We start from the raw sequence: 12,031 nt of genomic DNA on the forward strand, positions 1-12,031 counted from the left end.
TACGTAGAAGAAGGAAAAAAGAATAGCATTAAAAAGAATTAGAGTATGTCTAGTTTTATTAATATTTATATTGATTTTAAATAAATTTTTAGGTAATTCATTCAGCTTCAAATTAACTTCAGTAAGGAATGGTGATACTTTATTCATTGAAGAGGTTGATAATAGAGTAAGTGTAATTCTTGATCCAGGACATGGTGGACACGATGTAGGAGCTGAATTTGGCTCAATTTATGAGAAGGATATTGTATTAAATATTTCTAATAAGGTTGGAGATATATTAGAAAAAAATGATATTAATGTTATTTATACAAGAAATGAAGATGTGGTGTTAGGGGAAAATGAGAAAGAAGATTTAAAAAGTAGGGTGAAGATATCAAATTCATCTAATGCAGAATATTTTATATCATTTCATATAAATGACTATATAGATATCTATTCATATGAAGATATATATGGCTTTGAAGTATGGACAAACTATAATGATTATAATAGTGTAAGTTTAGGAACAAAGATAGAGGAGAATTTAGAAAACTTAAATTATACAGAAAGACGTCCTATGCTAGATGGAAGTGAGAGCTTATATGTAATAAGAGAAAATAATATTCCTTCTATACTAATAGAATTTGGATTTATGAATAGTTATAATGACAGAATATATTTTTCTGATGAATATAATCAAGAATTACTAGCAGAAGCTGTTGCAAATGCAATAATAGAAAGTATTAATACTAATTAAAAGTCGCTATACACAATGTGAAATGAAAAATTAAAGAAGACACTTCGCTATGAGTGTCTAAAAAATATATATTCTTAGTAATTACAAAGGAATTACATTAATAAGTATACATTTTTAATAAAGGAGCTGTTGAGACAGCCCCTTTATTTTAAATTATATAAAAATAAGTTTATTTTTAAATTATATATTAATCTAAATCTTTTCCAGTGAATCCTAGTGGTAAAAGTTCTTCTAATGTATATTCTTTAAATTCATCTTTATTTTTAGCAAGATAAATTTTAAAGGTTTTCGGATCGCAGAATTCAGCTATTACTTGTCTGCATACTCCGCAAGGAGCACAGTATTCAGTTTCCTCAGCATCTGCTTTATTACCTACTATTGCAATTGCAAGGAATTCATGTTGCCCTTCTGATACAGCTTTAAAAAAAGCAGTTCTTTCAGCACAGTTTGTTGGTGTAAAAGCGGCATTTTCTATATTACAACCTAAATATATTTTTCCATTTGTACCAAGCAATGCTGCACCAACATTAAAGTTAGAGTAAGGAGTATAAGCAAATTTTTGAGCCTCATAAGCCTTTTCAACTAATAATTTTGCATCAATCATAAATTTCACCTGACACTTTCCTCAATAATGATTTAAAGATATATCTCACTTTAAAAGTATATAACATTAAGTGGATTTCTATTATAACACTATTAAATACCTGTGTATATATGAATTTTAGTTAAAGATAAATTTGTTTTTAAAGATATAAAAAAATACTAAAATATGTATTGACATTAACGCAACGTAAAGGTCTATTATTAACTTGTAAGGAGGAATGATGATGGAATATACAATTAAGAAGCTAGCTGAAATGGCAGGTATAAGTACTAGAACTCTTAGATACTATGATGAAATTGGCTTATTAAAACCTTGTAGAGTTAATTCATCTGGATATAGGATATATGGTGAAAAAGAAGTTGATGAATTACAGCAGATTTTACTTTATAGATCTATGGATATTAAACTTGAAGAAATTCAAAATATAATTTCTAATCCTAGTTTTGATAGCTGCCAATCATTAATTGAACATCGAAAAAACCTCATTTCTAAGAGAAATCAACTTGATCAATTGATTTTAACTGTAGAAAAGACTATTGAATATAAGAAAGGGGAAATAGTTATGTCTAATAAAGAAAAATTTGAAGGATTAAAAAAAGCAGGTTTAGAAGAAAATGAGAGAAAGTACGGAAAAGAAATTAGAGACAAATATGGTAATGAGACAGTTGAAGCTTCTAATAAGAAGTTTATGAATATGAGTGAAGAAGATTTTAATAAAATGAATAAAATTGAGGAAGAGCTCTTTAAGGGACTACTAGAAGTTGTCAGAACTTCAGACCTAGAATCAAATGAAGCCAAAGAAGTTTATGAGAATCATAAAAAGTGGCTTAGCTTCACATGGCCTAGTTATTCAAAGGAAGCTCATATTGGTTTAGCTGAAATGTATGTTTCAGATGAAAGATTTGCAAAATATTATAATGATAAAGCAGGTAAAGAAGTAGTAAATACTTTGAGAGATATAATAGTAAGGTATGCAAAATAGTAATAGTTAATTAAAGGGATTATGGCTATCCATAATCCTTTTATTCTGATATAAAGATATAACAGATTAGTTAATACTGATGTAATGGTAAAATTTATGAATTAATATTATTTTTAATTAGCCTAATAAATATATCAGGAGAAACTATTTTTATTTTAGAATTACTATTTAGTTTATTAATTACATTTTGAAGATTATCCATATCCTTGCTCCACACATGAATGTAAACAAAGGTATAGGATTCAGGATTAGTAATGCCTATATAATCTAAGTTAGCTCTAGAATTAATATTCTTAATTAATTCATCTTCATTTTCTAAATCATCCCAAAGCAAATCTCTGCAAGATACAATAGGTTTATTATTAGACCAAATTATTTCACCTTTATAATTATTATTTCTTTTATAATCAAGATAGAATAAACCATCTATATTGGAACAACTAGTATACTTATCCCATAAATCAATGTCATAAAAGGAATTATCATCAATTATTACTACATATTTTTGATCTACTTTTTTCATATATTCATTTAGTCGATTTGTATAATTAATTAATTTATCCTGAGGATATTTACTTGGATAAATATATCCATTGCCTGAAGGAGAAACGAGATAGTAATCTAAGATTGCACTTTCATAATATTTATTAAATACTGTAGGAGCTAAATAATATAATGATGGACTTAATGTCCAACCTAAATTGAAGTTTCCTCTATTTTTAGAACCATACCATTTTTCAGAACTATAATTACTTCCAAGTAACCATTGCTGATTATCTCCATCAGACATAATAAAAGTTACATAATGGACATTATCATCTTCTGGAACATCAATTTGAGACGTTTGAGTTTGTGGAGTTGGGTTAAATGAGCTTAATACAGATAAATTATATGACCAATCTGCTGTTATAACATCCACACCATACTTTGAAGCTATACTTACATTATTAAATTCATCAGGGCCCCAGCCTAAGCATCGAGCAGTTTCATCCATAGAATTAAATATTTGCTCTCTTAAGGTGGTATCATTTGTATTATCTTCATAAAATATTAGAGATTTAGACATTATTGCATAATCCCTCAAAGCCATAGATTTGTCAGGTGATAATTGAATAACTGTAGAATGATTCAAACCAGAGTTCCATAGATTTTCATATGCCCAATAAGAATTTGTATCTCTACAATTTTTAATTAATGTATTTATATCATAATTGTTTACTTTGACTTCTAGAGATTCTTCAATGGGTAATGCATCTTTTAATGATGAAAGAGAACAAGCATTATTTATAGATGATGGATTAGAATTGCTATATAGTATATATCCTTTAAGTGTGGATTTAAACTTATTTAAAAGTTTCCATGGATCAGATATGTTTTCATAGCAAATATTATAATTCTTATTTAAATCATCTAGCCATATTTTGTAGTCAGGCTCATTTTTATTAAGAATATAAATTTGTGAGTTGGATTTTGTTGATATAATTCCTTGAAGAGCAGAAATCATAGTCTGCTCTTCTTTACTCATATGATCTTCAGAAATAACATATAAATGTTTAGGAATAATAGAATTTTTAATATAATAATCATTTAACTGGTTATTAGTAATATCAGTTCTAATAGAAGAAGTTGATTTAGATTCATAGTTATTATAAAAATCAGTTAAAAATTTATTGTGATTTCCTTCATAAAATCCTTGTGAACTTGTATCACTCATGCCAGATAACAATACTTGACGTTTGATAATGTCGTTCAAATTAACATCTTTATGATTTTTCATAATATCATACATTATTAAAAAGGTAGTAGTTCTACCTATTCCCTCTTTACAGTGAAAGTGAAGCCATGAATCTTTTGGCTGATTTTTAACAAAATCAATAAAATAATTAACCATATCATCAGTGGGGATTCCACCATCTGTTACAGGAATATGAATGTATCCAATTTCTTTTGAGTTAGCAACTTGTAATTCATTTTGAACAGATTTAGGAACTATAGTTTCCTTTGTGTTATAGAAAGTGATAGGGATTCCAATTTTAATTGAGTCCAGTAACTTATCTTGGGTAGATAAAACTTCAGATAAGCTTAATCCCTTGTTGGCATTATTTTTTTCATTTTCAAAGCTAATAGCTATTCCATTTATAAATCCATGAGATTCTTGCCTTAAATCAATATCTATTATAGAAAAGTTATTATTAATAGACTCTTTTATTAAAGAAAGACCTGAATCTGAAAACTGTGCACTTCCTGATATATTTAATTTATCAAGACCTTTAATATTAATAGTATCATCTTTTATAATAGCTTTATAATTAGAAGACATTCTAAAGTGATGTGGCAGTATATTATTATTAGAAGAATTTTCTAACAAATTTAATTCTGATGAAGCTTTAGGAAAGTAATTTATATTCATTAATAAGCAAAGGATTAATAAAATAAAAAGAGAACAAAATTTAATAAATTTTTTCATATGTATGTACATCACAAAAGATTATTTATATTTATTAGCATTAGAAATGAATTAAAGATTTATTCATTAAATCTTATTTAATACATATACGAATGATGGAATCATATTTTAAAATTTGAAAATATTAAATAAAGACAAGGTGCTATATATAATTCCTTATGAAGGATTTTCCTATGATAAGACAGTAAGTATTGATGGATTTAAAAATTTAGATATAAAAGGTTAATTTTTAATTTAATTACAATACTTTTTTTATTATATAAGTTTCAAAAATATTTAAAATATATCTCAATTTAAGCATACCCTTTTATTTCATTTAGATTAATGATATTCTAATTATATCTTATATATATTTATAGTATTGTGGAGGCGGAAAGTGAATATATTAACTGAAATCCAAAAGATATATAATAGTTTTTCTGATAAGGAAAAAGCAATTGCTGATTATATAATGCAGTATAAAGAAAATATAAAAAATATAAATATTAAAGATCTAGCTAATGAAACAGGTACTTCATGTTCAACTATAACTAGATTTGCTAAAAAAATAGGCTGTGATAGTTTTGTTGATATGAAAATTATGCTAGGTTCTAATAGAAGAGAAAAGATAGTTTCAGAAGATGAGGATGAGATTTTTTCTTATGCTTATCATTATTATAATGAAGTTATAGAAAGAACCAAGATGTTAATAGATAAAGAAGCTATTTTTAATATAGTTACTGAACTTAGGGAAGCTAGAAATATATATATTTATGGAGTGGGAAGCTCAGGATTAACTGGGGCAGAAATGATGCAAAGGCTATTAAGAATGGGTTTTAATGTGCATTGTATTACAGACTCACATATGATGATAATTAATAGTTCAATAGTTAAGCAAGATGATTTGGTAATAGGGATTTCTATATCAGGAGAAACTGAAGAAGTTGTGCTTTCATTAAAGAATTCACAGAAAAATGGAGCAAAGACAGTTGCTATAACTAGTTTTGAAGATAGTAGCATAGTGGAGTACTCGGATATAGAATTTATAGTTTATAACCCTAAATTTGTTAATAAAAGTATGTTTATTAACAGTCAATTTTCAGCTATGTATTTATTAGATTTAATTTCTATGGCATTATTAAAAGATGAGGAGTTAAGTAAAAAGATGCAAATCACAATAGATGCTATTAGCAAGGATTAATATTAGACAAAAATTAAAATTTGTGTATTTTATATAAAAAAATATGAATAAATAACATTGAGAGAGATAATCATTTTTATTGGCTTTTTTTAATGACTTTCTGAAAATTAATAGAAGTGCTATTCTGGAAAATAGTGCTATAATTAAGTGAAAGAGAAAGAAGAGGTGATTACAATGGAAAAGCTACTCAGATTTATGAAATATATATCTGGATATTTTAATAATGAAAAACAATTAAAAGAAGAAAAAGAATCAACTGGAGAAGTTAGAACACCTATGGCAAAGCATATAGTTGGGATATGTAATGACAAGATGAAGAATTTACCAAAAGATTTTAATGGATTCTTCACTATAGATGAAACTTACTATAATCATGGAGATAATGAAACTGTATTACATCATTTATTTTTATATACATTAAATGAATATAATGATGTAATGTTAACTTCTTATGAGCTCCCAAACTACATAGATTATAATGATTTTATAAATTCAAATAATGAATTGGTAATAGACTATGATAAATTAGAATTATCTAAGAAATTTACTCCAATAGTATTTCAAGAAAAAGACGGATACTTTTTAGCAGAAAGTGAAAGTAATTTTTCACCTGAAGTAATATTTACTGCAATAGAAAAAGTGTATGATGGAAAGATGCATGTTACAGAGATATTTAGAAAAAATAGAAAAATAATTTCTGGATCAGAAGAACCAATAAAATACGATAAGATTAAATAAGTAAAATTATCTTAAATATAGAAGAAGGCAGATATTAGATTAGCATGTCCAGAAGTTTACTATGGTATAAATAATATAATATATATCTTCTTTTTTTATTGTTTTTTTCAGAATAATCAAATAGTAATTATATAAAATAAAATAATTACGTATAAAATGGGCACAAAATAAAGTTGTCTTTGCAACTATTCACTATTTAACGTATAATAGAAATATATATTAATTACTTGGAGGAGGGTTATATGATTGAATTAATGATAGTTTGTGGATTAATTTTATTAATTTGCATATCTTCGAGTAAGATACTATACAAGTTTGGTATCCCGATGCTTTTAATATTTATAGTATTAGGAATGATATTTGGCTCAGATGGAATTGTAGGGATATACTTTGATAATTATCAATTAACTAGTATAGTATCTTCTTTAGCTTTAGTGTTTATTATGTTTTATGGAGGTTTCGGAACTAATTGGAAAATGGCGAGAAAATCAGCAGTACCTTCAATATTAATGTCTAGTTTTGGAGTTATAATAACAGCTGGACTTACGGGATTATTTTGTCATTATGTATTAAAGACAAGTATCTTAGAAGGATTATTGATAGGAGCAGTAGTTGGCTCTACTGATGCAGCATCTGTGTTTTCAGTATTACGTTCACAAAAGTTAAATTTGAAGGGGACATTAGCACCATTATTAGAAATAGAAAGTGGAAGTAATGACCCGATAGCATATATGCTAACAATTATTATATTAACTTTAATGAGTAATGGAGGAGTTAGTTTAATTATTCCTATGCTAATTAAGCAAATACTATTTGGAATTATAACAGGAAGCATTTTAGCAAGGATTTCAGTATACATTTTAAAAAGAGCTAATTTCGAAGTAGAAGGATTTTATACAATTTTTGTAACAGCTGTTGCAATTTTATCTTATGCACTAAGTGAATACATTGGTGGTAATGGATACTTAAGTGTTTATATGGCAGGAATTATTCTAGGGAATAATAGGATACCTCATAAAAAGAGTTTAGTACATTTCTTTGATGGATTATCTTGGATAATGCAAATAGGTTTATTCTTTGTTCTAGGACTATTAGCATTCCCATCTAAATTACCAGAAGTTTTTGTTATTTCTATAGCTATATCATTATTTATGATGTTTATAGCAAGACCTTTAGCAACCTTTATAATTTTAAAGTGGTTTGACTATTCTAATAAGGAAAAAATATTTATATCCTGGGTTGGTTTCAGAGGAGCAGCATCAATTGTTTTTGCTATTTATACTGTAACTTATGGAGTAGATATAGGAAATGATATATTCCATATAATATTCTTTATAGCTCTATTATCTGTTTCTATTCAAGGAACATTTACACCAATATTGGCTAAAAAGTTAGATTTGGTTGATGATAATATGCCAGTATTAAAAACTTTCAATGATTATAAAGAAGATAAGAGTACGAAAATTTTAGAAATTAATATAGATGAAAATAGTAAGTGGGTAAACAAAACTATTATGGACTCAGATATACCAGAGGAAGTATTAGTAGTAATGATAAGACGTAATAATGAGGTTATAATTCCAAAGGGGTCAACAGAAATTAAAAAAGATGATATATTAGTTTTAGCCTCTAACAGTTTTGATAACTTATTAGCTAATTAGATTATAGTAATACAAAAAAGAAATGATAATTATTTAAAATAGAAGAATATAATTAGTAAAATATGAAATACATATTACCTTATGAGATAATATAAAGGAAAAAGATAATATGTATTTCTTTTTTAATCTTCTAAAATTTCGAATTCGTCCTTTGTAGCACCACAAACAGGACAAACCCAATCATCAGGTAACTCTTCAAATGGAGTATCTGGATAGATTCCATTTTCAGGGTCTCCATATTCAGGGTCATAAACATAAGTACATGGAACACATACGTATTTTTGCATTTAATAAATACCTCCTAATCATCTATACATTAAAATGTATTGGGCATATTATTAAAATATGATATAAATTAATATAAATAGAAAACTAAATGAAGGAGATGTTAAAATGAGTAGAAAAACTAGTAATAATAATGACTTACTTAGTAGTGTAAGAAAAGATACTTCTCCCAAAGTTTATTCTTTATTAGTTGATTTAGTTAATGATGAGAGAGAAGACTTGGCAGAGTTAGTATTAAAAATAGATTATCTATTGGAGTATTCAAGTGCATGTATTCGCCAAAAGGATTTTGAAGAGGCTAAAGAGACTTTAAGTAAAGTGGAAAATAGATTGAAAATGCTAGAAAAAGATAATGTAGATACTGAGTATATTAGATATCTTTATGATGGCATAAAAAAGAAGTGTAAGTAAATAGAAATGGAGCTGTAGTAACGGCTCCATTTCTATTAATAATATATTTTTAATTATTATTTTCTTTTTTTATTTCTATTTGCAACTTCAATGTTAACTTTTCTTTTATTAACTTTAAGTCCTATACATTTTTCAATAACCTTATCTTTAACATCTGGAGCTATATTAACAAAAGAGAAGTTCTCTAATATATCAATATCACCAATAGATGTTGCTCTTATTCTAGCAGTATCTTTTATAAAGTTTACTAAAGATTTAGGTGTAATTCCATCTCTTCTACCAATAGATAAGAACAAACGTACATCCTCTGACTTTGGAGCTTCTAATACATTAGAAGAATAGTTATCAAGTAAGGAACTATTAAATTGATTTTTAATTAATGCTGCAATAAGGTCAACATTATCAAATTTCTCAGATAATTCCTTAGCTATTGGTATAAATCTTGAGTAATCTGAATCATTAATAGTACTTGAAACATCATCTAATATGCTATCTGATTTACTTTCAAATATTTCATTAACTGTTGGGATAGACTTTCTAGATATGTCTCCTTTAGTCACTGATTTTATTTGTTTAAGCATAGAGTATTCTTTTGGAGAAACTAATGAATAAGCTATTCCATCTCTATTAGCTCTTCCTGTTCTACCTATTCTATGAACATAACTTTCAACATCTTGAGGTAAGTCATAGTTTATAACGTGAGTTATTCCTTCAACATCTATTCCTCTTGCAGCAACATCTGTAGCAACTAGATAATTTAATGATCCTTCTTTAAATTTCTTTAAGGTTCTTAATCTATGAACTTGTGACATATCTCCGTGCATTCCTTCTACTACATAGCCTCTAGATTGCATTCCTTCTACTAGTTCATCAACACCTTTTTTAGTTCTACAGAATATTATAGCTGAAGATGGTGTATCAAAATCTAAAACTCTGCAAAGAGCTTCAAATCTAGTTTTATGAGATACCTCAAAGAAACTTTGACTTATTTTAGATACAGTCATTGAAGTTTTCTTTATTGATATATGCTTAGCATCTGGTTTCATGTATCTCTTTGCTAATTTTCTAATTTGATCAGGCATGGTTGCTGAGAATAATAAAGTTTGCCTATCTTCTGGTAATTTCTTTATGATATCTTCTAAGTCATCTATAAATCCCATGTTTAACATTTCATCGGCTTCATCTAAAACTAAGAATTTAATTGTATCTAATTTAATAGTACCTCTTTTTATATGGTCTAATACTCTACCAGGAGTACCAACTACTATGTTAACATTTCTTTTTAAATTTCTTATTTGATTATTTATTGGGTCCCCGCCATATACAGGAAGTATTGTCAATTCATCATATTTTGATAATCTCTTAAGCTCATCATTAACTTGGATTGCTAATTCTCTTGTTGGAGCTAAGATTATAGCACTAAGGCCATCCTTTTTTGAAATATGGTTAATTATTCCACATCCGAAAGCTGCAGTTTTACCAGTTCCTGTTTGAGCTTGCCCTATAAGGTCATATCCTTCAATTGCAACAGGTATTGCCTCTGCTTGTATTTGGGATGGTTTTTCAAAACCTAATTCATTAATAGATTTTAAAAGGGTATCCTTAAGCCCTAAGTTACTAAATTTAATTTCATTCATCTAAAATCCTCTTTCTCTTTATTTAAAATAATATATAATTAATCATAAGCGATTATTTTATATTAATTAATTTAGTTAATTGAGTAACCATAAGACAATGAATACTAATTTACTAAACTTAATTTTATTCGACTAAACTATTTTTTGTATTTATTTAAAATAATATATAATTAATCATAAATAGTTATTTTATATTAACTTAATTATTATACACTATATTAAAGAAATATGCTCGTATTATTTAATGATAAAATGAGTTTATTTATGAATATTGTTGAAAAGTCAAAAAGTAAACCTTTTAAGGGGGAATATTATGGGAAAATATGACGAAATTTTGCACTTTTATAAATTGAATACTATTATTGGTAATGTTTATATTGCAAAAAGTGAAAAAGGACTAAGAAATATTGAGTTAATAGAAGATAAATGGAAAGATTTTAACAAGAAATACAAGTTAATAGAAAATAAAGATATATGTAAAAATGAAATTGAACAAATAAATGAATTCTTTTTAGGACAGAGAAAAGAGTTTGATTTAGTATTAGATATTGAAGGAACTGATTTTAGAAAAAAAGTATGGATGGAGCTATTAAAAATTCCATATGGAGAAGTTAGAAGCTATAGTGATATAGCAAAGGCAATAGGGAATGAAAAAGCTGTTAGAGCGATAGGTCAAGCTAATAAAGCTAATCCTATACCAATAGTTATTCCCTGTCATAGAGTTATAGGCAAAAACCAAAAGTTAATAGGGTACGCTGGTAATCATACTGATATTCAAGAGAAGCTGCTTAATTTTGAAAAGAATAATAATTAAATATAATAATAAGTTGCAAAAAAGTCTTATTCATGTTATTCAAAAAAATATGAATAAGACTTTTTAAAAATGTAGTTATTTATATTTTCTATTTTTGGAGATATATTTTTTCTTTAATAAAAATTCTTAATTCAAAAAATAACATAAAAAATGTTGATATTAAAAATCCAATCATAAAAATCTTATGATAGATTACAAAGTATGCAATATAAGCAATAATAGCAAATAAATATACTATAACTAGTATATGCCATTTTTTTGCACTGCTATCAGAAATGATTTTTTTCTTCACATTGACATCATCCTTTATTAATTCATCCAAACTTAAACTAAATTCATCACTTATTGCAATAAGATTAGATATATCGGGAATACCTTTATTATTTTCCCATTTGGTAATAGCTTGTCTTGATACATTTAATTTTTCAGCAAGTTCTTCTTGTGAAAGACCTGATGACTTCCTATACTCTTTTATTTTATCTCCTAAACTCATTAATGAACCCCCTTAAAATTTAT

Annotated in this window: 12 protein-coding genes; 7 read left to right on the plus strand and 5 right to left on the minus strand. The window is 26.5% G+C overall.

The features are described from left to right. Positions 1 to 70 precede the first annotated feature (70 nt). Positions 71 to 736 (plus strand): N-acetylmuramoyl-L-alanine amidase, encoded by a 666-nt coding sequence (locus ACQRD5_RS11705; RefSeq protein ID WP_320902267.1) that lies wholly within the window; start codon positions 71 to 73, stop codon positions 734 to 736. Between the two features lie 187 nt (positions 737 to 923). On the opposite strand, the gene cdd is transcribed toward ACQRD5_RS11705, so the two are convergent. Beyond that, positions 924 to 1,340, minus strand: coding sequence for a cytidine deaminase (gene cdd / locus ACQRD5_RS11710; RefSeq protein WP_291629330.1), 417 nt, complete (start codon positions 1,338 to 1,340; stop codon positions 924 to 926). Between the two features lie 223 nt (positions 1,341 to 1,563). Between cdd and ACQRD5_RS11715 the strand changes: the two genes are divergently transcribed. Beyond that, positions 1,564 to 2,322: a MerR family transcriptional regulator gene (locus ACQRD5_RS11715; protein WP_320902269.1), complete on the plus strand. Its 759-nt coding sequence runs from the start codon at positions 1,564 to 1,566 to the stop codon at positions 2,320 to 2,322. Between the two features lie 94 nt (positions 2,323 to 2,416). On the opposite strand, the gene ACQRD5_RS11720 is transcribed toward ACQRD5_RS11715, so the two are convergent. Beyond that, positions 2,417 to 4,789, minus strand: coding sequence for a GxGYxYP domain-containing protein (locus ACQRD5_RS11720; RefSeq protein ID WP_294168517.1), 2,373 nt, complete (start codon positions 4,787 to 4,789; stop codon positions 2,417 to 2,419). A 376-nt stretch (positions 4,790 to 5,165) separates the two neighbouring features. Here ACQRD5_RS11720 and ACQRD5_RS11725 point away from each other — a divergent pair, with 376 nt between their 5' ends. The 3 genes from ACQRD5_RS11725 (at position 5,166) to ACQRD5_RS11735 (ending at position 8,368) form a co-directional block, all read left to right on the plus strand. Further along, positions 5,166 to 5,969, plus strand: a complete 804-nt coding sequence (locus ACQRD5_RS11725; protein WP_291629336.1) for a MurR/RpiR family transcriptional regulator — start codon at positions 5,166 to 5,168, stop codon at positions 5,967 to 5,969. 174 nt (positions 5,970 to 6,143) lie between these two features. Continuing rightward, positions 6,144 to 6,707, plus strand: a complete 564-nt coding sequence (locus tag ACQRD5_RS11730) for a hypothetical protein (protein WP_294168520.1) — start codon at positions 6,144 to 6,146, stop codon at positions 6,705 to 6,707. Positions 6,708 to 6,949: 242 nt separating this feature from the next. After that, positions 6,950 to 8,368 carry a potassium/proton antiporter gene (locus ACQRD5_RS11735; RefSeq protein ID WP_291629340.1) on the plus strand — a complete coding sequence of 473 codons (1,419 nt, stop codon included), beginning with the start codon at positions 6,950 to 6,952 and terminating at the stop codon, positions 8,366 to 8,368. Positions 8,369 to 8,490: 122 nt separating this feature from the next. Here ACQRD5_RS11735 and rd read toward each other — a convergent pair whose 3' ends face one another. Further along, positions 8,491 to 8,655: a rubredoxin gene (gene rd, locus ACQRD5_RS11740; RefSeq protein WP_291629342.1), complete on the minus strand. Its 165-nt coding sequence runs from the start codon at positions 8,653 to 8,655 to the stop codon at positions 8,491 to 8,493. Between the two features lie 106 nt (positions 8,656 to 8,761). Between rd and ACQRD5_RS11745 the strand changes: the two genes are divergently transcribed. Further along, entirely contained in the window at positions 8,762 to 9,064 is a 303-nt protein-coding gene (locus ACQRD5_RS11745; protein ID WP_291629344.1) for a hypothetical protein, read from the plus strand. Between the two features lie 56 nt (positions 9,065 to 9,120). Here ACQRD5_RS11745 and ACQRD5_RS11750 read toward each other — a convergent pair whose 3' ends face one another. After that, the gene (locus ACQRD5_RS11750; RefSeq protein WP_291629346.1) at positions 9,121 to 10,701 is read right to left on the minus strand and encodes a DEAD/DEAH box helicase; all 1,581 of its coding nucleotides are present in this window, start codon (positions 10,699 to 10,701) and stop codon (positions 9,121 to 9,123) included. A 313-nt stretch (positions 10,702 to 11,014) separates the two neighbouring features. On the opposite strand from ACQRD5_RS11750, the gene ACQRD5_RS11755 reads away from it, so the two are divergent. Continuing rightward, complete coding sequence (locus ACQRD5_RS11755; RefSeq protein ID WP_291629347.1) at positions 11,015 to 11,515, plus strand: methylated-DNA--[protein]-cysteine S-methyltransferase; 501 nt, start codon at positions 11,015 to 11,017, stop codon at positions 11,513 to 11,515. Between the two features lie 88 nt (positions 11,516 to 11,603). On the opposite strand, the gene ACQRD5_RS11760 is transcribed toward ACQRD5_RS11755, so the two are convergent. Further along, positions 11,604 to 12,008, minus strand: coding sequence for a helix-turn-helix domain-containing protein (locus ACQRD5_RS11760; RefSeq protein WP_291629350.1), 405 nt, complete (start codon positions 12,006 to 12,008; stop codon positions 11,604 to 11,606). Positions 12,009 to 12,031 lie beyond the last annotated feature (23 nt).

The sequence above is a fragment of the Clostridium sp. SGI.024 genome (assembly GCF_050315195.1).
In the GTDB taxonomy this organism is placed as follows: Bacteria; Bacillota; Clostridia; order Clostridiales; family Clostridiaceae; genus Clostridium.